We start from the raw sequence: 19,474 nt of genomic DNA, 5'->3' as shown, positions 1-19,474 counted from the left end.
TTGAGCGCTCAGGCGAGAAGACGAAACGTTCGCCGCCTCAGGATGAAGCCGTCTCCCCGCAAGCGTCGCCCTCGGAACGCTTCTCCTCGCCTGGCTGCGGCTGTCCGCCCTTCCAGCGTCTCGACATGGCCAGCGTGACGGCGCCCACCGCCGCGGCAATCGCCAGACTGGCCCAGAAGCCTGGCCGGCCTGCCGGCTCCAGCAGCGAGCCGGAGGCGGCGGCCGCCATGAGGGCAAGCGCCGTCCCGCTTTTGATCCATCCCGGAAGCCCCGGCTTATGCAGCTTCAGATAAGTCGCGACGATGAACATCCATACATAGAGAAGCACCAGGCCGCCGGCTGTCGCCAGATGCTCGAACAGCGTCGAGGGCAGAAGCAGGGCAAGCACGACGGAGACCGTCATGCCGCCCGCGTTGACGAGCAGCGCCGCCCATGGCAGGCGCCGGGCCCCCGCCGTCCGCGTCAGCCAGCGCGGAGCGTCTCCGTCCGATGCGAGCGACACCAGCATCGTGGATACGCCGTACAGAGAGGCGACGAGGATCGAGAATCCGGCGACGATCAGCACCCCGTTGAGCATATGGACGAGCACGGACAGCCTCATCACCTCGAGCGTCTGGACAAACGGGCTTTCCGAGGAATTCATATCCGAACGCGGCACGACCACAATTGCAAGGCCGATGGAAAGAAGATAGAGGATTCCAATGCCGAGCAGCATGATGCGGCCCGCCTTGGGGGCATCCGCAGGCCGCTTCAGTCCGGCAGCCATGAAACCCATCACCTCGATGCCGCTGAAGGCGTAGAAGGCGTATAGAAGTCCGCTCCAGGCGCCTTTCCAGCCGCCGGCCTCCAGCAGCCCCCTCCACTCCGCCGGCTTTGCCGCCGGGGACGTTCTGCCGCTCAGCAGCATGAAGGCGGCGACGGCGATGAACATGGCGACGGCCGCGATTTTCACGACGGCGAACAGGTTCTCGGCGGTGTTGATTCCTTTGGACCCCAGCACGACGACGGCGAGCGCCAGCACGGCGTAGCCTGCGGCAAAAACCCATAGCGGAACAGCCGGAAGCCAGTACCGCGTGAACAGCCCGAGAGCTGTCAGGGAGCCCCCGAGAATGAGCAGCTCGGAAGACCAGTAGATCCAGCCCGTGCTGAAGCCGGCCCATCTTCCGTACGCTTTTTTGGCATACGCTCGGAACGAGCCCTTTTCCGGCTGCTCGGCCGTCATGGAAGCAAGCGCCTCATAGACGAAATAAGTGGCCGCGGCAGCAGCCAGAAAAATCGGCAGCACGAGGAAGCCGCTCCGGCGGACGGCGATGCCGGTGCCGAGAAAAAAAGCGGTGCCGATCGTGCAGCCCGCTCCGAACAGCGACAGCTTCCACCAAGAAAGGCCGTTTGCGCCCCCTTCGGAGCCCGCCCCTCCGGCGGCGGCAGCCCGAGGACGCTTGAGATGTTCGGACATGATTTCAAGCCTCCCTTATGGAGGTAGGATGGTCCAGATCCGCCGGAACTATCCTTGGCCGGCCGCGCGGTCAGTACCGGTTGGCCTCCATCCAGGCCGCCGCGTAGTCGATCAGCTCCCGCTGCGGCAGCAGCCGCACGAGCGCATCTCCGATCCGCCCTCTGGCGGCCAGCGGGCAATCCCTTTCAAAGGCTTCGCCGACGACGTTGAAGTCGTCGTCGCGGTACGCAAGGTCCTCGAAAACCACCCATTCCCTGACGCCGTTCCTCAGCATGGGAGAGCCTTGGCTGAGCATCTCCTTGTTGGGGTAAGAAGCGCGATGCTCGGCCAGATGCAGCGTCGTGTTTCGTTCGTGGTCGACCCCAAGCAGCAGAGCCCGGCCGCCAAGCTCGGCCATCCGCTCAAGAGGGGAGCCTTCGCCGAGGGCAGGCGACAGCAGATGCGGTTCCAGAATCGTCTGCGCCAGCGGTCCGCGGGCGGCGAAGCTCACCTGCGGATGGGCGCTGCGCAGCGTGCCCTCTTGACGGCGGAAGCATTCCACGACGGCGCCCATGCCGCGGGTAGCCGTCAAGTCCGGGCGATAGGCGGGCATCTCGGCCCGAATGAGCGGCCACCATGATTCCGGAACCGGCGGGCGCATCCAATAGGAGGGCTCGGACAAATCCGACGATTGGGCCGGCATGACGATCGTGCCGCTGTCCCCGACGGCTTCCTCGAGGGCAAGCACGACCGCTTCCGGCCCGCCGACGACCCAGCGGCCGAATGCCTTCATGGAGGAGTGGACCAGCAGCAGCATCCCTTCCTCCACTCCTATTTTTCGCAGCCCTTCGCTTATGTCTCTGCTTGTAAGGGGCATTTCGTTTTCGTTGATCATGGGTGCAGCCTCCATATGCGGGATCGGCAAGCCGGGAGTCCATCCCCCTTGCCTTCTCGACTCGTTCTTTTCGCCAGTGTACCAGAGTACGGCCCGCTTCGCAGGGGCAAGAACGGTTTAAGCCGATCCGATGAGGAGAATAAAAACGATTGCGGGAATAAAAAAGCCCCGGCATACGCCGGGGCTGGTGCTGTCCAGCAAGAATCCTTGGCTTGGCCTAGGAACGAAAAGGGGCAAAACTTATTGCATGTTATGCTTTTGACGTCTCCTTGCAGAGACGCGGGTCCAGATCCGGGCAAGGCCAAGCCTGCGCTCAGACCGGCTCCAGGCTGTCCAGAATCTCCGTCAGGCTGAGCTCCGCGCAAGCCATGGACGTGTCGGCTGCGCCGTAATACATGCGGACGCGGTCTCCGTCGACGAGAGCGCCGCAGGAGAAGACGACGCCTCCGAAGAAGCCGTCCCGCTCGTAATCCGCCTCCGGCTCCAGAATCGGCTTGCCGGAGCGGGCAATCACCTTGGACGGATCGTCCAGGTCGAGCAGCACGGCTCCCATGCAGTACCGGTGATCCTTGGTCGCGCCGTGGTACAGCTCCAGCCAGCCGCGCTCCGTCCGGATCGGAACGGCTCCGCCTCCGATGCGGCCGCTGTCCCACATGCCGTCGCGCAGCCCGATGAGATGGCGGTGGTTGCCCCAGTACAGCAGGTTGTCCGATTCCGCGATCCACATCTCGGGGCGGCCGCAGCTTTTGGTCGTCGGGCGGTGAAGGGCGTAATACTTGCCGCCGATGCGCTCGGGGAAGATGATGACGTCCTTGTTGTCCGGCCCGAAGATCATGCCGTGATGCGTGACGCTCTTGAAATCCTTCGTGGAGACGAGCGATTCCCCGATGCCGACGGGCGACACGGCCGAGAAATAGATATAGTAGGTGTCCCCTATCTGCGTGATGCGGGGGTCTTCAACGCCGAAAATCTCCAGGGGCTGCGTCGGATAAATGAACGGCTCCTCGTCGACCGTGAAGCTCCTGCCGTCCCGGCTGCGCGCGATGCGCAGGTACGAGAGGGAGGTCAGGTATTCGAAGGCCGGCGCATGCTCCTTGCGCACGATGACGCGCGGATCGGACAAGTCGTAGCGCTCGTCGTCCTTGCGGATCGGTATGAGGTCCAGGCCGCCTTTTTCCCTGTTGTAGACGGGAGCCAGCACCGCCTCCGGATCCTCGCTGATCGGGCGTTCCGCCACGCGCAGCAGCAGGATGACTTCGCCGTCATATTCCGCCACCCCTGCGTTGAAGGCGCCGATGACCTCGAAATCCTCTCGATGCGGCTTCACGTCCGCCGGGGTCACCAGCGGATTCTGTTCGTAACGGTAGCTATTCATGGCATGAACTCCTTTGTATCTTAACTAGTAATGCGGCCAAAGCTTACAAGCCGGCAAACGGGTCGGCGATGACCAGCCTCTGCGCGTCCGCGTCGCTGATGCCCGCGTATAAAACCGCCGTGCCGTCTGTTCTGCGAAGCAGCCCCCCGCTGAAGACGACATCCTGCAGGTCCGCCCGCTTGGCCGGACCGGGCAGAAAGACGCTGCGCTCGGCGATAATGCTCAGCTTCGAGCAGCCGGCGCCGTCAGCATCGAACACGAACGCCATCGGGTAATAGTGGCGGTCCCCCGCTTCGTCGAAGCAGGCGACATGTCCGAGCACGCCGATCCGGCCGTCCTGCAGCAGATGGGCTTCATTGGCCCCTCCCCATTCTCCCTCCGCGAACTGGCCTTCCAGCAGCGGCGCATCCTCGATCAGCTCAAGCGTAAGCCCGTCCAGAGAGGACGCCCTCGCGAATCCGATCTTGCCGCGGCCGCCCTTCCGGCCCTGGGGCCGGGTGAAAACCCCGACCTCTCCATCGGCAAGCTCCACCAGGCGGATATCCTTCATTCCGTCCGGTCCTTTGAAAAACGGCTCTAAATCCGAAAGTCCGCTGCCGCGGTAAAAGACGGTCCGCCACATCAGCGCGCCTTCGTTGTCCGGATGCGGATAGATCTCCACGCCTCCGACGATGAGCTTCCCGCCGATGCGGCAGTGGAACGGGTCCTGGAGCTCCAGCACCGGAGCCCCCTCCAGCGGCAGCCACCGTCCGCCCTCTTCCGCGAAGAAGACGACCATGGAATGCTCGCTGTCCCGGGATTCCACGCGGCCCGGGATGATTTCCCGGCCGCTGTCCAGAAGCGGAGCGGCAATGTTGTAGACATCCTTCTCCCCGACTTCCGCGAACGGAATCCGCTCCGGCGCCTCGGCCCGCGCGCCCGATGCCCGGTATTCCGCCAGCAGCTCGCGGCATGATGACGGCTCAAGCTTCCGAGTATTCATAGAAGGTTTCCTCCCTGCATGGGATGTTTATTTGAGGCTGAACTGCATGCCTTCCTGGAACTTCTTGCTGAAGATCAGGAACATGACGATGATCGGCAGCGTCAGGATGGTCGAAGCGGCGTACAGCGGTCCCGGATAGGAGCCGTACGGTCCGAACATCTGCGAGAGCAGCACGTTCAGCGTCAGCATCGAATCGCTTTTGACCGCGATCATGTCCCACAGCAGCTCGGTCCAGCGCTCCATGAGCAGGAACAGGAAGATGACAGTCGTGATCGACTTCGACATCGGCAGCATGATGCGGAACATGATTTTCAGATCGGATGCCCCGTCCAGCTTGGCCGCCTCGATGAAGACGGAAGGAACGGCCTTGAAAAAGTTCGTGTACATGAAGATCGCCCACAGGCTGACCGCCTTCGGAATGATCAGGCCCAGATACGTGTCGTAGAGGCCGACCCGCTGGATGACCAGAAACGTCGGCACCAGCAGGATGATCGCCGGAAAGAACATATGGAACAGGACGAAGTTGTTCATCGCCTTGCGGCCGAAGAAATTGAGCTTGGACAGCGCGTAGGCGACCATGATGCCGAACAGCATCATCAGCGCCGTGGAGGCGACCGAGACGATGATGCTGTTCATGAACGCGTTCAGCCAGGGACGGGTGACGCCCGTCTCGCCGCCGCTGAACAGCCACTCGTAGGACTTGAGCGTGAAGCTCGTCGGGAACAGCTTCTTGTCGATCTGCGTCCAGTCCGCGAACGAGCTGAGCACCATGTACAGATAGGGATAAACCATGACGAGCAGGAGCGCGAGGGCGAGCGAGTAACGGACGGCCCGCCTGGCGCCGCTGCGTTTATTAGACCCAACCATTCCGCTTCCCCCATATCTCCAGAATTTTGCGGATCACGAAAATCGAGGCGAACGTCGCCAGCGACGCCAGCAGCGCGACCGCGGAGGCGTAGCCGACCTGCATGTTCGAGAATGCCTGCTTGAAGATCTCCATCTGCCAGGTGTTCGTCGCGTTGCCGGGACCGCCGCCGGTCAGCTGGTACACCTCGGTGAAGATGCCGAACGTCACGCCGAACGCCAGAATCAGCGTCGTATAGAGCGACGGGTACAGCAGCGGCAGCGTGATCCGCCAGAACCGCTGGCTGTCCTTGACCCCGTCGATGGCGGCGGCCTCGTACACTTCCTTATCGATGCTCTCGAGGCCGGATGTGATGATGAGCGCATAATAGCCGGTGAACTTCCAGGCGAGGATCAGGCCGACGACGAACAGCGCCGAGAAGGGAGAGCCGAGCCAGTTGATATCCATGCCGATGCCTCTCAGGAATTCATTGACGGGACTCGTGTAGGAGAGCAGCCCCTTCACGATCAGCGCGGACACGACGCCCGAGCTGAGGTACGGCAGGAAAAATCCGATCAGGAACAGCCCTTTGAACCGGGGCAGTCCATGGACGACGACGGCGACGCCGATCGCCATCACGGTGACGAGCGGAACGAAGATCATCATGAATTTGTACGTATTCCAGAATGCCGCATGGACGGCAGGCGATTGCAGCGCGTCCAGGAAATTGCTGATCCCCACGAAATTGAACGTCGGGGCGATGAGGTCCCAGTTCGTAAACGACAGGAATAAAGACCATAAGAGCGGCACAAAGAAAAAGATCAGCGAGTAGATGAGGTAAGGGCTGGCGAACATCCAGCCCAGCTTGTTGTTGCGTTGGTCCATGACAGCGGAACCTCCCTTATTTCAGGGCTTTCTCCAGCGCAGCCTTCATCGCCGCCCAGCCCTCGGCAGGCGCGATTTCGCCCTTGACCACTTTGTTGAAAGCCTCCGTGCCGATGATCGTCTGCAGGTCGTTGTACTTGGCGTTGTCCATCGGCGGCACCGCATTCGGCACATTCTCCGCATACGGCTTCAGCTGCGGACTCTCGTCCAGGATCGCCTTGAACGATTCGTTGGTCGACAGATCGTCGCGGGCCGGCGGCAGATTCGTCTGCTTGAACCAGGCCGCGTCGTTTTTGGCGTCGCTGTACACCCACTTCACGAAATCAAGCGCCGCCTGCTGCTGCGCCTTCGTCGCGGAAGCGTAGATGACAAGCCCCTTCGTATCGGCGAACGTCTTGCTCTGGGCCGGATCGGCGCCGTCAGGCACCGGAGGCATCGTCAGCGCGTAGGTTTCGTTGTACTTCAGGTTCGGGTATTTTTCCGCCCAGGTCGTAAAGGTCCACGGACCGATATCGGTGAAGACCCCCGTGCCGTTCTCGAACGGATCGGTTACCTGCCGCGCCAGCAGCCCTTTCTCCTTGCGCAGGCTGTCGACGAACGTCAGCACTTCGATGCCGGCTTTCTCGTCCCCGGTGAACGTGTCGCCCTCGATGAACTTGTTGCCGTTCGACGCGGCGTCATACAGCATGTAGAAGTCGAACCAGCGCTTCCAGGCGGTGGGATCGGCCAGATCCGGCTTCGCCCACAGGTATTTCTTGTCGCCGTATTTGTCCTTGAGCTTCTTGGTCAGCTCCAGCACTTCGCCGTACGTCTTCGGCGGCTCGTTGTAGCCGAGCTCCTTCAAAATATCGAGGCGCCAGCCGAACAGCATCGGATTGGAGTAGATCGGAAGCACGTATTGATGGCCGTCCGCGAACTTCCAAGGCTCGATCGTCTTGCTCATGCTGCGTCCCTTGAGCAGGTCGTCGTAGCCTTCCAGCGTATCCAGCGGCACAAGCGCCTTGCTGCTCGACAGCTGGGCCGCGAAGCCGCGGTTGATGTTCTCCGACATCGTCGGCGCGCTCTTGGCCGCCAGCGCGGCCTGGATGCTGGCTTCGGAGGTCGGCGATTCCTTGATCGCGCTGACGTTGATCTTGACCTTGCCGTTCTGGGCTTCATACGCCTTGGCCATCTCCTGCCAGTAAGCCTGCTGCGTCGGATTCGGCGCCGCCCAGAACTCGATCGTCGTCACGCCTTCTCCGGACGCCGAGCCGGATTCGTTTTGGCCGCTCTGGCCGGTGGAGCAGGCGGACAGCATGCCCGCGATCAAAGCAACGGATAAAACCATTGGGATTCTCTTTTTCATTCTGCATGGCCTCCCTAACTTGTCATGTTAAAATCATTCTCTGTCATCCAGCTGTCAATGAGCAAAACTGAAAATGAAAGCGCTTGTGAGACTCATTATGGAGCATAATTCGCGTCAAGTCAAGTTACAAAACGATAAAGTCATTCTATTTCCGCATTATTTACTTTACTATTTTATTTTGTAACGTTACAATTATAGAGCGGGATTGCGATCCGTTTCGATATGTATTTTCCTCCCGCCGAAGCTTGACATTCCCGCCCCGCTGCGGAAACAATGATAGACGAACGGCTGCGCGTCGGGCATATGGCCCGAAGGGCGAGCACAACGGAGGCTGACCCTTTTGAAATCGAAAATAACGATGCAGGACATCGCCGACAGGCTTAATCTGTCCAAGAACTCGGTCTCCCAAGCTTTGACGGGCAAGCCCGGCGTTAGCGACGAGACCCGCCGGCTCATCATGAAGACGGCCGACGAGATGGGCTACACGTATACCCGAAGGGGCAACACGGAGGAAGCCGGCCCGGCGGCGAAGCCGCGGACGATCGCGCTCATCGCTTCCGACTATGCCTTCTCCATGAAAAGCTTCTTCAGCGACATCTACCTGAGCATCGACCGGGAGCTCAAGAAGATCGGCTGCGAGCTGGTCATCCAGTCCATCAGCCCGAACGATGCCGCGTCCTTGACTCTCCCGCCGTTCATTCAGCAGCGGGCCGTGGACGGCGTGCTCATCCTGTCCCATATTACGACTCCCTATATCCAGGCCGTGCTGGATACGGACATTCCCGCCGTCCTGATCGACCACCATCATCCCGATCTGCAGGCGGACTGCATCCTGACCAACAACCGGTTCAGCGCCTACGAAGCCGTCCGGCATCTGTACGGACTCGGACATCGCGACATCGGTTATGTCGGGAACATCTCCTTCTCTCCGAGCTATTACGAGCGGCTGGAAGGGATGAGGCTTGCAGCCTTCGAGCTCGGCCTGCGGTTGAAGGAGGCTTGGCTGCTGACCGATGCGGCCGAGGACAGCGACGAGATCCGCAAGCGGCTGGAAGGGCTGAACGGCGGGCCTACCGCCTGGTTCTGCGTCAACGACGGGTACGGCTTCATGGTCAGCTCGGCGCTGCAGCAGCTCGGGCGGCGCGTGCCCGAGGACGCCTCCGTCGTCAGCTTCGACAACGGCTATCTGTCCCGGCTGGCGACACCGCCCATCACGACGGTTGATGTCGATCTTCCGCTCTACGCCAGGTGCGCGGTCGAGCGGCTGCTGGCCAGACTGGAGGATCCCGGCATGCCGTACGCCGAGACGCTGCTCCATACCAAGCTGCTCATCCGGGAGTCTACCGGGAATCCTCCCGTCCGCTGAGCGGACCAAAAGGAACCGAAGCCATGAACGAAATCAAGCCTTTCTATTTGCTGCTTGCGGCCGCAGCCGCAAGCGTCATCATCCTACTGCTGGTCGGCGTATACGGAATGAATGCTTCGGGCAGCCTGTTCGCCGGCCGTTGAAGCCGGCATCCGGAGCCCTCAACGTCCGATCCCTCTCCGAACCAACGGCAAGACGGCTCATGCGACATCGCATGAGCCGTCTTCCTTTTCCGGGAATGAGCTACTGGTAGCGGCTGAAGGAATTCGGAGCCGGCATCTGAGGCTGGCCGGGAGCCGGAACGTAGGAGCCGAGCATCGACTGCATGTCGTTCTGCTTCAGCTGCGGCACCTGATAATAGGCATGCTTGTTCTGGAAGAGGAAAATCTCGAAGGCCATCTCTACATAGTTCTGGATCTGGGAAGCGACGACGCGGCGCACGACCGGATTCGTAATCTCCGGAGAGGCCATGGCCAGCAAGGACCCGGTTGACTTGATCAGGCCGAGCATGTGGCCGCTGATGCCGGCATCCTTGACGTCCGCGAGCGACTGGTTCGGCTTCTTCGGCTGGGAAGGCTTGATGCCGAAGGTTACGTTCGTCGGCTGCAGCTGCATCATGTACGTGCCTGTTTCCTGATGCGGCTTCTGACCCGTCGCGAAGCATTCGGCCGTCAGGTTGTACTGGGAGAGGATGAAATTGTACTGGCGGTCCAAAATGCCGAGCAGCTCCTGATCCTTGACGAAGCCGCGGAAAATCATGAACTGGTCGAGGACGTTGATCATGCCGGACAAAATTTCATGCATGTCGAAAAACTCATGTCCGCCATGGTTCAAATTCATCTGCTGCTGAGGGACTGAAGGCGCAGCGGTCTGGGACTGCTGCGGCTGAAATCCTTGCTGCGCATGCGGCTGATAGCCTTGCTGCGCATGCGGCTGGTACGGCTGCGCGAACGAATGCTGCTGCGACGGCTGTCCAGGCTGGCTCATGGGCTGGAACTGAGGCTGGTAGGGCTGATTGTTCAAGGTTATTTCCTCCTCCATGTGTAATTCAGGCTTGGTTAAGATGAGCCAAAAGCATCCTCCCTATTCGGGAGAGCCGCCTCCCGCCTGAGATGCATTCCATTCATCCAGAAAGCCGGGCGTCATGATTCCTTCGACTCCCCAAAGGCACCGAATTCAGGCCGCTGTCCCGAGGCTCACAACAGAAGCTGGTACAGCGCCAGGACGGCCGCTCCGGCCGCGGCAAAGCCGAGTTGAATCCAAGCCAGCCCTTTTGTCCAGCCGCCTTCCTTCTTTTTGCCCAGCCATTCGTACATCCGCAAATCCGCCGTAAGCATGAACAGGCCGCATAACAGGCTCAGGATGACGAACACGACGAGGCTGTAGTTGTAATCGAGCATTCGGTCCAAGCCTCCTTGCGCGGAATCAATTGAGCTTCAGCCCTTCCCTGCGGATTGCGACCTTGCATTCCAGCTCGAATGTCATGCCTGCGTACTCCCGCTCCCAATCCTCCTTGGATTTGATGACGCTGTTCCAGTACGCGGGCTCCCGGGCGCGGAACATTTCCCCGAAGCCGAACGGATCGCTCCGGTAACGCTGGGTTTTGCGAATGAACTCCAGCAGGAAGTAGGAAACCTCCTTCCCCATGTGGTTGCGGATCAGGTCGAAATCCTCCGCCGTATAACGCTCGGATTCGCCGTCGATCTTCTCCTCGATGCTGGTGTCCAGATGGACGACGATATGCGCGTGAGGCTTGCCGTTCCGAATGGATACCTTCGTCTGGGCGATGCGGCGGTTGCTTTTGAGCATGATCGCGCCTATGCCCGGCACATCCCCGAGGATGGAATAGCCTCCCGGATTGAGCCCCTTGATGGCCATGTAGCTGCCGATTTCGATCGGCTCCGAATGGCCGACCATTTTGCCCCCGCGGAACAGCGCCATCCCCTTGAGCAGGATGTTCTCCTTCTGGCGAATGGATACGTAAGGAAGGAACTCGTCCTGTCCGAGGCGCGATTCGGCGCTCCAGAAGTTGCCGGAGTACTGGGGAGGGAATTTGCCCATCTCCACCGACTTTTCAATCATGGACAGCAAATAGAGGGTAGGGACCCGCTCAAGCGGCGGCGCCACGTTCATCAGCTTGTTCGCCTCGATATCCGAGACGACGATCCAGGTGGAGCGCCTCACCTCCGAGTTGCGGCGGAAGTAGTCGTTGATGTCTTCCATCCCTCTGCGGGCGATCTTCTCGCTGACGACGATGATCCGCAGATGGATCAGGCTGCGCGGATTGGCGATTTCCTGCTGTAGGTTGTTGAGCGCATCGTCGATGGAATAACCCGTCACCTTCACGACCCATACGGGCAGCCCTCCCTGCTTGCCGCCGCCGCTCTCTCCCGGACCGAGCGGCACCCTGCCGGGAATGGCGATCTGGGCCGTCACCAGAATCCGGTGGTTCCGCAACGATTTGGGCTCATGCAGATGAGTCGTATGCTCGTGGTCGCCGGCTGCAGCCTCATTCACCTCATCGATCGCCATGCCGAGAATAAGAGCGCGATCCTCCAGCTCCTGCCGGTCCCAGCAGCCGCTCAATAGGGGCAAAGCGATCGCCGCCGCCAGCGCCAAGGCCGGCATGCGCCTCCAGCTAGGCATGGGCCCGCCTCCTTCCCGACCGGATGAACGACATGACCAGCAGCAGCAAGGGATACGCTGCCGTCAGCAAAAATCCGTAGCGCCCGGACAAGTCCCACAAGGAGTATAGAACATGGATGTTGGGCGGAATCATCGACACGGCGTACACGGCCGGCATATAGAAGGAAGCGAGCATGCGATGGTCTTCGAGGCGGAACAGATCGCGGCTGGCATGGACGGAGAAGTAATAGGTCGCATAGATGGTCGTATAGATCGAGATGACCCAGATGATCAGGAACAGCGCATCCAGCCGCTGTCCGACGCCCATCGACGCGCTGCGCGCCGTCTCCAGCGTCGGATAGGTCAGAATCTTCGTCTCCTCGGCTCCGAACATGCCCACCGTCGTCAGGACGACCAGCAGATAAAGCGAGCCGCCGACCGCGGCGCCGATCGCGACGGACGATGCCGCCCGCTTGGGGAATTTCATGAGCGGCACGAGCAGGCAGAACACGAAGGACATTTGCGACAAGGAGGCGATCTTCACCGATTCGTTCGGCCAGTCTCCGCGATGGTTGCCGATCAGCGGCAGCAGATTGTTCGGATCGATGCTGCGGGTCGCGATCAGCACGATGAAGAGGCCCGGCAGCAGAATGAACGGCAGGTAGAAGGAATGGACGAACGAAAACTTGATCAGGTCCCGCCGGGCCGACAAGGCCACGACGAGCAAAAGCATGCATTCGACGATCTGCATGGGCGTCTTCTGGAGCAGGACAAGCACGACGACTTCCCCGAACTGCCGCAGCGATATGCCGGACACGAGCAGGAAATACAGGATCAGCAGCCCGTTCATGACTCGCGCGACCGGAGCGCCGACCAGCTTCTCGCTGAAAAAGATCAGGTTCTCTCCGGGATGCCGGCTGCAGAGATAGGCCAGCAGCAGCAGAGACATGGTGCCGCAGAGAATTCCTGCTGCGGTCAACAGCGGAGCTCCGCTTTCGGCCCCTACGGCGGCGAATCGCGGCAAGGTCAGGACGCCGATGCCGACATTGGCGCTCGTCACGAGCGCGGCCATTCGAATGGAAGAGATCGACAGCGTATCACTCATGGGCCCGGGTATCCTCCTCGCCGGCATACTGCAGCGTTCTCCGCATCGGCGCGTCCGCAGCATCGGGCGGCAGCCGGTTGGCATCGAGCGTGTGCAGATGCGAAGGACGCTTCCTCATCCACCAGATAGGGCCGCGCAGGAGCAGATCCTTGAAGCCCTGCCAATTGCCAGGCACGAACGGTGCCATATAGGGGACGCCGAACGATTCCATGGCGAGCAGATGGTTCGCGATGAAGAGCAGTCCGATCAGCACGCCGAACAAGCCGAACGAGCCGGCCAGAATAATGAGCGGAAACCTCAGCATCCGCAAGGCGATCGCCGCATTGTAAGCGGGCGTTGCGAACGAGCCGATCGTCGTAAAGGCGACGATGACGACGGTGATCGGGCTGGAGAAGCCGGCCGAGACGGCCGCCTGTCCGATGATGAGCACGCCGACGATGCTGAGCGCGCCGCCGATTACCTGGGGAAGACGGATGGTCGCTTCCCGGAGAATCTCCATCGATATTTCGATCATGAGCACCTCAATCACCGTCGGGAAAGGAACGCCGGCTCTGCCTCCCGCCACCGCCACGGCGAAGTCGGTCGGAATCAGCTCCGGGTTGAAGGAGATCAGCGATACATAAAGAGCCGGAAAAATGAGGGAGGTGACAAGCGCCACCAGCCGGATTATCCGGATGAGGCTGCCGATGAGGAACCGCTCCGTATAATCGTCCAGCGTCTGATAGAACTGGCTGAAAAAGCAAGGCACGATGAGCGCGAACGGAGAGCCGTTGCTCAGGATGGCGATCCGCCCTTCCAGCAGCGCCGCCGCGGTTTTGTCCGGCCTTTCCGTGTTCTGGATTTGCGGAAACGGGGAGAACGGCTGATCCTCGATGAACTGCTCGATATAACCGGCGTCCAGGATGGCGTCCGTATCGATTTTGGCCAGCCGGCCCAGCACGCGCTCGACGATAGCTGGATCCGCGATGCTCGACAAATAACAGACGGCGACATTCGTATTCCCGCGCCTGCCGATCGGAGCCATCTTCACCTTGAGGTCGGTCGTCGAGAGGCGGGATCGCACGAGCGCGATGTTCGTATCGAGCGACTCGATGAAGCCTTCGCGCGGGCCGCGTATGACCTGCTCGGTCTGGGGCTGCTCGATCGCCCGTTTCTTGATGTCGCGGGTGTTGACGATCAGCGCCTTGTGGCTCCCGTCGATGCAGATGAGCGTTTCTCCCGAGGTGACCGCGAGAAGCATCGGGACGATCGAAATCTCGGCGCTTGCATCCGCCGCATGCAGACAATCATGGAGCGCGTAATCGGCGATCCGGCTCGCATGCAGCTGTTCCGCTTGTCCGTCCTTCAATGCCGTCATCAAAGGCTGCAGGATGTCCCGGTTGATCCGGTCCTGGTCGACCATCGGCTCCAGGAAGACGGCAGCGGCGTTGAAGCTTCCGAAAATGCGGAACTGCCGGATCGCGATATCGTCCGTATCCCCGAAAACCTCTTTGAGCATGCGGAGCATCTCGTCGAGTCTCGCGGATGCCTGCATGCCCTCATACTTCCTCAGCGTCAGGTCTTTGATTTGAACGGAAGCGGTACGCTTGAACAGATTGGATTTGCCCTGCCAGCTTCCCATCGCCCTTCTCCCCTTCCCCGAATGTGCAAGTACCGGTAGTATATCCAGCCGATTCCGGGGTATGTACCCTTTTCCAGCCAAGGAAGGAGAACCGAAAAAGGCTTCGGACGTTTTGTCCGAAGCCTTGAAGGAAGGATGGAACGGGGAAAAGCTCAGGACAAGGCCTCCCACCTGGGCCACATCTCGACCGGATTCCGCTCGTAGATTTCCTTTTCCCTGAACAGGAATTGATGCATGATGAACTCCCGCCGGATCGTGGCGAAGTCGTCGTGAACCTCCTTGATGAAGGCATTGATCTCCTTCTCCTCGTAGCTGCGCCCCGCCTCCAGCCGGTCCGCCAGATGCTCCAGCACGATCAGCTTCTTCTTCAATTGGGCCGGGATGCTCTTCAGCCTGCCGTCCTTGTCAAAGAAGTTCTTCAGCACCCCGCTGCGGAATTTCTCCGCTCGTTCGTCCATCATCGGATTCTCCTCCCGGCTGTCCGCCGTCCGGCGGTAAATCAAGCTCGCGGCTCCCTGCGCTCCGCTGCGGATGAAGTAGTCGTTGAGCGTAAAATAAATCGTGTTCTTGTCGCGCCGCTCGTTGATCAGGCTTGCCTCGCGCAGCTTGGCCGCATGATGGGTGATCGTCGCCGGCGTCAGCGACAGCTTCTCGGCGAGCGCCTGCCCGTTCAGCTCGCCCTCGGCCAGCAGGATCAGCATCCGGATGCGCGTCGGATCGGCCAGAGCCTTGTGGTAAGCGACCACTTTCTCCAGCTGCATGAAGACCAGCTCCTTTCCTGTAATTTAATCATAATCTAATTAGATATTAGTCGAATTTATTACCTTCGTCAAGAGCTGATGGTGAGCTCCCCACGAGGACAGGAACGATAAAAAAGCCTCCTTCAGGATGTGGCCCGAAGCGGAGGCTTCAATACGGATGAACTGTTCAAGCGAACTTGCTCGTGAGTTTGTTGAGGTAGGTGCTGGGATGGAGAGCCGGGTGCTTGAAAAACTCCCCGGCATCCTCGACCTTGCGGGATACGCCGAGATCGTAGCCGATCATCTCTCTGACCGTCTTTGCGAAGGCGCCGCCTCTCACCAGGACGCCAAGCTCAAAGTCATGGCAGGCGCTGCGCTCGTTCAAGTTGTAGGAGCCGTGAAACACCGCATCCGACCTGCGGTCGTAAGCGACTTTCCAATGGGAAAACCGTTCCGTTCCGCTGTAATCGTAAAAGGAAACGCCCTTCTCGAAAGGGAGGCGCATATGGCCTCGGACGGCAGCGAGATTGGTGGGATGATCGTTGACATGGAGCGGGTTGCAGATGGCTATATGCGCCGCCCTCTCCTCATCCAGACTCTGCAGCGCCTTCCAGAACTCGTCGTCGATGAGGTAAGGATTCACGATGACCGTCTCGTCCCCGGCATGCTTCAGCAGGTCAAGATGATACCGTTGGATCAGGTTCGCGGGATTGCCGGCAAAGCTGGCGACCAGCGTGCATTCCTCGTCTCCATATCGTCTGTTCGCCGAGGAGGGGCAATAGAATTCATCCCCGGGATCGAACGAATCCCCTGTCGCTACGCCCCATTGAGCGGCGAAAATCCGGTTCGCGGAATATGCCGCCTCTCCCCGGATCCGGAAGCAGCCGTCATGCCATTCCTTCGGGCTGCCCGGAATTCCCATCCGACGGCCGCCGGCAATGACATTCCCCTCTGCGATGATCGGCGTGTCGCCCAAGTACTGGTCGCCTACGTTGAGGCTGCCGAGTATAAGCGTATGACCGTCCAGCACGATGAATTTCCGGTGGTTGATGATGTTGAGCCCCGTCTCTGCCTGGGCTTGGGCGAAATCATGGACATACAGGCTGCTGTCCGGCACGCCCCTCTCCGCCAGCTCCCTGCGCTTCGCCGGCCACGCCTCCTTGGGACAGCAGCTCTCAAATGTGTTGACGACTTGCGCGCCAGCCGCCTCCAGCCTTTCCTTGAGGAGCGGGAAGCGGCCATATTCCAGGTTATGGTCGTAGCCCAACGCGCTCAGCGTCGCATCGACCATGAGACGCACCTGAACGCCGCGTTTCAAAGCCGCCTCCAGAGCGGCAGCTACCCGATTGCCGGACTTGTCGTTGAAGAAGAGCATGACGGAGAAATGGATGTAGCGCTTCGCTCCCGCGATTTCCTCCAGAATCATCTCCAGGCTGTCCGGCCCGTTCACGAACGCCTCGGCGCGGTTTCCCTGTGTCGTATGGGGAGCAAGCAGGCTGAGATTCTCAAGCCGCATCCCGCTCACCTCATAAGCGATTCTCTCCAGCCCATCCTCCGTGGCGCCGGGCAGCAGGTTCAGCTGGCTGCATTCGGTCAGAAAGCCTCCCAGAATCTCCTGCCGCCAGCGCACGGCCCCGGTCCTGTCGAGCAGTTCCCGTGCGAGGCGCGCCGCATCCTCAGCGTCCTCCACGGCGCCGTTGTCGAAGCTGCCGGACAGCAGGCAGTTGAAGAAATCCACCATCCCGCGCCGCAGTCTTTCGTCCCATGCCTTTTCCGCGATTCGTTTCTGTTCCATCGTTTATTCGCCTCCGATAGTGGCCGAGCCTGGATGCCGATAGAGAATATTAAACGGAAATCGGGGACCTGTCCCAGCTCGGAGAGGCTTGGAAATTATTTCTTGCCTGCAAGCACTTTTCAGAAGGATAGCGGGAGGCGCTTCTCCCGTGCATGATCATGGATTAAAGTGGAAATTCAATGAGTCGGCAATAAATAATGAACCCGCCTCATTGTTAGGACCATATAGATGTGAATGGCCATTCAGAAGGGAGCAGCTACTTGGATATTGAAGCACTGGGTAATCTTGTACAGCTGCATGGCAAAGCGATATACGGATTTTGCTACAAGCTTGCGGGAAATAAGGCAGACACGGATGATCTCTATCAGGAAACGTTCCTGAAGGCGATTGAAGTGCGCCACAAATTGGACGCAAGCCAAAATCCAAAGGGATTTCTGATTTCTATTGCGGTTGGATTGCGTAAAAACAACCGGCGGAAATGGGCTCGAAGGCAGAGAATTGCGCCTATAGCGGAGCTCAATGAGGCTGTGGACAAGCACTCTTGGCCCTACAGCAATGAGACGCCTGAAGATGCTGTCCTGTCGCAGGAGCTTCGCGGGATGATACAAGCGGCGGCGGACAGGCTGGACGATCGGTTGAGAATTCCGCTCTATATGCATTATACAGCGGAAATGTCCATTGATGAGGTCGCATCGGCGCTCAGAATTCCGTCCGGTACGGTAAAAAGCAGGCTGTCTAGAGCCCGGGAGGCTGTAAAAAAAATGTTGGAGGTTGAGTCCCTTTGAATGAGTCCGAGAAGTGGGACCGGTTGTTCAAGGAAGCTTTGGCTTCGACAGCGGAGCCCGATGAGGAATTGAATGAAAGAATGTTGAACCGGATAAAGGAGAGAAGCAGAAGAATGCCTGTATTCAGAAAAAGGATTTCCATAGCCGTGCTGGTTGCCGTATGCACGCTGGTCATGTCGATAACGGCTGTTGCCGCTACTCAATTTTTCAACCCCAAGCAGGTTGCGGAACACTTGGGAAAAGATATTTTGGCCAAAGCGTTTGAGAGCAAAGATGCCATCGAAATCAATCAAACGGTCGCTTCCGGCGACTACAGCTACACCTTGCACGGGATCGTCTCGGGAGCGGGGCTCGAAGAGATGAACAGCTCTGCACAAACCGTCAATCCGGCCAGAACCTATGCGGTTTTGTCCATCACCAGACAGGATGGCAAGCCTATGCCGGCTACAAGCGACGCGGAATACGGCAAAGTGCCATTCTTCGTATCCCCTTTGATTAAAGGCCAGAAGCCATGGCAGGTTAATATCATGACGATGCATGGCGGTTACAGCGAGACTGTTATAGACGGGATTATGTACAGATTGATTGAATGCGACGGATTGGAGATGTTCGCCGACAGAGGTGTCTATTTGGCTGTCAGCAGCGGCGAAAGCTTCTATAACAGCGAAGCGTTCGCGTATAACGAAAGCACAGGCGAAGTGAAGCCTAATGCGGATTATAAAGGGACTTCCATTTTGTTTGACCTGCCTCTGGACAAAGCCAAGGCCGATCACGCCAAGGCCGAGGCCTATCTGAAGAAAATGCGGAACGAACCATCCCCAAAAACCGGAGCGGATCCGGAGACCGCATCCAATGACGCTGAAGCGGATATGGTCAAAAAAATGGATGAGTTGAAGAATAAAATACCCGATGGCGAGATCATACCCGAATCCGTCAAAGAAGTGACTTATGACGACTTAGGCAGAGCGATCTATGAATATGACGGCTGGAAGTCTGCATTATCTGCGGACATGCTGTTTACTGAAGGCCAAACGGGCTATTCGGACGCCGTACAATTCAGCGAGGCGAACGGCAATTACATGGCGCTTCAATTTGCCAGAGACGAAAAAGGCGTTATTACAGGTAGAGTAATCAACCTTAAATAGGGATGCGTCCGGCACGAGCGAAGCCGCTCTGCCGGTTTTTTTTGTAAACAGCGCGCCCAGAGCCAATATTCTAGCGCATCTTCATCATCTAGCATGCGCCCATTATCATTCCACTGACCGTACCTTTTGCCTTCCGCAGCTTGGGAACCGTTTTTCTTTTTATCCTCTATACGCTGAAACAGCCGTCAACCAGACCCGTCCAGAATGCTGGCCTGCAAACCCTCGATGGTCACCGCCGCAAGGCGACCCTTCAAGGCAGCCTGGGCCGCCGCCCGCAGCTCGGCCTACAGCGCGTCCTCGATGCCACGGCCGATCTCGCAGGCCGGATTCGGATGGTCGTGGAAGCTGAAGAGGCCCTCGTCGGCGGCTGCCTCTACTATGGAAAACCGGCTGCTGATCGGCTTCATCGTTCATCCCCCCCTCTATGGTAGCGATGGTAGTTCCGGGAGGCTGAAATGCTAAGCCGCCGCCGCGTTAACTCCGATTTCCAGGCATGCATCCTAATCAACGGATGCCGCCATCCGGCTTCTA

General features: G+C 59.3%; 18 protein-coding genes. 3 read left to right on the top strand and 15 right to left on the bottom strand.

Features of this window, described 5'->3' with window-relative positions; translation table 11 throughout:
* Nucleotides 1-37: 37 nt before the first annotated feature.
* From PHU01S_RS14420 to PHU01S_RS14390, 7 genes are all read right to left on the bottom strand, one after another.
* Entirely contained in the window at nt 38-1,456 is a 1,419-nt protein-coding gene (locus PHU01S_RS14420) for an amino acid permease (protein ID WP_048747214.1), read from the bottom strand.
* 70 nt (nt 1,457-1,526) lie between these two features.
* Nucleotides 1,527-2,330 (bottom strand): AAC(3) family N-acetyltransferase, encoded by an 804-nt coding sequence (locus PHU01S_RS14415; protein WP_127508131.1) that lies wholly within the window; start codon nt 2,328-2,330, stop codon nt 1,527-1,529.
* 313 nt (nt 2,331-2,643) lie between these two features.
* Entirely contained in the window at nt 2,644-3,705 is a 1,062-nt protein-coding gene (locus tag PHU01S_RS14410; RefSeq protein ID WP_021877567.1) for a BtaManbiosPhlase, read from the bottom strand.
* A gap of 43 nt (nt 3,706-3,748) precedes the next feature.
* A complete protein-coding gene (locus tag PHU01S_RS14405; RefSeq protein WP_053086991.1) occupies nt 3,749-4,687 on the bottom strand; it encodes a DUF1861 family protein in 939 nt (312 codons plus the stop codon).
* Between the two features lie 27 nt (nt 4,688-4,714).
* On the bottom strand, nt 4,715-5,554 hold the full coding sequence (locus PHU01S_RS14400) for a carbohydrate ABC transporter permease (protein WP_048747216.1): 840 nt from the start codon (nt 5,552-5,554) through the stop codon (nt 4,715-4,717).
* Nucleotides 5,541-6,416, bottom strand: coding sequence for a carbohydrate ABC transporter permease (locus tag PHU01S_RS14395; protein ID WP_049868072.1), 876 nt, complete (start codon nt 6,414-6,416; stop codon nt 5,541-5,543). Before PHU01S_RS14395 ends, PHU01S_RS14400 begins: the two co-directional genes overlap by 14 nt.
* 16 nt (nt 6,417-6,432) lie before the next feature.
* On the bottom strand, nt 6,433-7,761 hold the full coding sequence (locus PHU01S_RS14390) for an ABC transporter substrate-binding protein (RefSeq protein ID WP_127508129.1): 1,329 nt from the start codon (nt 7,759-7,761) through the stop codon (nt 6,433-6,435).
* Nucleotides 7,762-8,101: 340 nt separating this feature from the next.
* Here PHU01S_RS14390 and PHU01S_RS14385 point away from each other — a divergent pair, with 340 nt between their 5' ends.
* Complete coding sequence (locus tag PHU01S_RS14385; RefSeq protein ID WP_048747218.1) at nt 8,102-9,127, top strand: LacI family DNA-binding transcriptional regulator; 1,026 nt, start codon at nt 8,102-8,104, stop codon at nt 9,125-9,127.
* A gap of 243 nt (nt 9,128-9,370) precedes the next feature.
* Here PHU01S_RS14385 and PHU01S_RS14380 read toward each other — a convergent pair whose 3' ends face one another.
* The 7 genes from PHU01S_RS14380 to PHU01S_RS14350 form a co-directional block, all read right to left on the bottom strand.
* A complete protein-coding gene (locus PHU01S_RS14380; RefSeq protein ID WP_048747251.1) occupies nt 9,371-9,967 on the bottom strand; it encodes a spore coat protein in 597 nt (198 codons plus the stop codon).
* A 356-nt stretch (nt 9,968-10,323) separates the two neighbouring features.
* Nucleotides 10,324-10,527: a CLC_0170 family protein gene (locus PHU01S_RS14375; RefSeq protein ID WP_049868075.1), complete on the bottom strand. Its 204-nt coding sequence runs from the start codon at nt 10,525-10,527 to the stop codon at nt 10,324-10,326.
* 25 nt (nt 10,528-10,552) lie between these two features.
* Entirely contained in the window at nt 10,553-11,773 is a 1,221-nt protein-coding gene (locus tag PHU01S_RS14370; RefSeq protein WP_127508127.1) for a Ger(x)C family spore germination protein, read from the bottom strand.
* The gene (locus PHU01S_RS14365) at nt 11,766-12,857 is read right to left on the bottom strand and encodes a GerAB/ArcD/ProY family transporter (protein WP_048747224.1); all 1,092 of its coding nucleotides are present in this window, start codon (nt 12,855-12,857) and stop codon (nt 11,766-11,768) included. The genes PHU01S_RS14370 and PHU01S_RS14365 overlap by 8 nt, the downstream gene beginning before the upstream one ends.
* Nucleotides 12,850-14,478, bottom strand: coding sequence for a spore germination protein (locus PHU01S_RS14360; protein ID WP_174806370.1), 1,629 nt, complete (start codon nt 14,476-14,478; stop codon nt 12,850-12,852). The genes PHU01S_RS14365 and PHU01S_RS14360 overlap by 8 nt, the downstream gene beginning before the upstream one ends.
* Nucleotides 14,479-14,630: 152 nt before the next feature.
* Nucleotides 14,631-15,239 (bottom strand): DUF2087 domain-containing protein, encoded by a 609-nt coding sequence (locus tag PHU01S_RS14355; protein ID WP_048747226.1) that lies wholly within the window; start codon nt 15,237-15,239, stop codon nt 14,631-14,633.
* Between the two features lie 166 nt (nt 15,240-15,405).
* On the bottom strand, nt 15,406-17,013 hold the full coding sequence (locus PHU01S_RS14350; protein WP_048747227.1) for a phospholipase D-like domain-containing protein: 1,608 nt from the start codon (nt 17,011-17,013) through the stop codon (nt 15,406-15,408).
* Between the two features lie 260 nt (nt 17,014-17,273).
* Here PHU01S_RS14350 and PHU01S_RS26160 point away from each other — a divergent pair, with 260 nt between their 5' ends.
* A complete protein-coding gene (locus PHU01S_RS26160; RefSeq protein WP_048747229.1) occupies nt 17,274-17,798 on the top strand; it encodes an RNA polymerase sigma factor in 525 nt (174 codons plus the stop codon).
* Nucleotides 17,795-18,943, top strand: a complete 1,149-nt coding sequence (locus PHU01S_RS14340) for a DUF4179 domain-containing protein (protein WP_127508125.1) — start codon at nt 17,795-17,797, stop codon at nt 18,941-18,943. Before PHU01S_RS26160 ends, PHU01S_RS14340 begins: the two co-directional genes overlap by 4 nt.
* 284 nt (nt 18,944-19,227) lie before the next feature.
* On the opposite strand, the gene PHU01S_RS26910 is transcribed toward PHU01S_RS14340, so the two are convergent.
* Nucleotides 19,228-19,350, bottom strand: coding sequence for a hypothetical protein (locus PHU01S_RS26910; RefSeq protein WP_021877552.1), 123 nt, complete (start codon nt 19,348-19,350; stop codon nt 19,228-19,230).
* Nucleotides 19,351-19,474 lie beyond the last annotated feature (124 nt).

The sequence above is a fragment of the Paenibacillus humicus NBRC 102415 genome, assembly GCF_004000905.1.
GTDB classification, from domain to species: Bacteria; Bacillota; Bacilli; order Paenibacillales; family Paenibacillaceae; genus Paenibacillus_O; species Paenibacillus_O humicus.
This window is presented reverse-complemented; position numbering and strand designations above follow the sequence as displayed.

Bases quoted from the DNA above. Each gene is read 5' to 3' on its own strand.
- PHU01S_RS14420 (WP_048747214.1), bottom strand. From the start codon at position 1,456: ATGTCCGAACATCTCAAGCGTCCTCGGGCTGCCGCCGCCGGAGGGGCG.
- PHU01S_RS14415 (WP_127508131.1), bottom strand. From the start codon at position 2,330: ATGATCAACGAAAACGAAATGCCCCTTACAAGCAGAGACATAAGCGAA.
- PHU01S_RS14410 (WP_021877567.1), bottom strand. From the start codon at position 3,705: ATGAATAGCTACCGTTACGAACAGAATCCGCTGGTGACCCCGGCGGAC.
- PHU01S_RS14405 (WP_053086991.1), bottom strand. From the start codon at position 4,687: ATGAATACTCGGAAGCTTGAGCCGTCATCATGCCGCGAGCTGCTGGCG.
- PHU01S_RS14400 (WP_048747216.1), bottom strand. From the start codon at position 5,554: ATGGTTGGGTCTAATAAACGCAGCGGCGCCAGGCGGGCCGTCCGTTAC.
- PHU01S_RS14395 (WP_049868072.1), bottom strand. From the start codon at position 6,416: ATGGACCAACGCAACAACAAGCTGGGCTGGATGTTCGCCAGCCCTTAC.
- PHU01S_RS14390 (WP_127508129.1), bottom strand. From the start codon at position 7,761: ATGAAAAAGAGAATCCCAATGGTTTTATCCGTTGCTTTGATCGCGGGC.
- PHU01S_RS14380 (WP_048747251.1), bottom strand. From the start codon at position 9,967: ATGAATTTGAACCATGGCGGACATGAGTTTTTCGACATGCATGAAATT.
- PHU01S_RS14375 (WP_049868075.1), bottom strand. From the start codon at position 10,527: ATGCTCGATTACAACTACAGCCTCGTCGTGTTCGTCATCCTGAGCCTG.
- PHU01S_RS14370 (WP_127508127.1), bottom strand. From the start codon at position 11,773: ATGCCTAGCTGGAGGCGCATGCCGGCCTTGGCGCTGGCGGCGGCGATC.
- PHU01S_RS14365 (WP_048747224.1), bottom strand. From the start codon at position 12,857: ATGAGTGATACGCTGTCGATCTCTTCCATTCGAATGGCCGCGCTCGTG.
- PHU01S_RS14360 (WP_174806370.1), bottom strand. From the start codon at position 14,478: ATGGGAAGCTGGCAGGGCAAATCCAATCTGTTCAAGCGTACCGCTTCC.
- PHU01S_RS14355 (WP_048747226.1), bottom strand. From the start codon at position 15,239: ATGCAGCTGGAGAAAGTGGTCGCTTACCACAAGGCTCTGGCCGATCCG.
- PHU01S_RS14350 (WP_048747227.1), bottom strand. From the start codon at position 17,013: ATGGAACAGAAACGAATCGCGGAAAAGGCATGGGACGAAAGACTGCGG.
- PHU01S_RS26910 (WP_021877552.1), bottom strand. From the start codon at position 19,350: ATGAAGCCGATCAGCAGCCGGTTTTCCATAGTAGAGGCAGCCGCCGAC.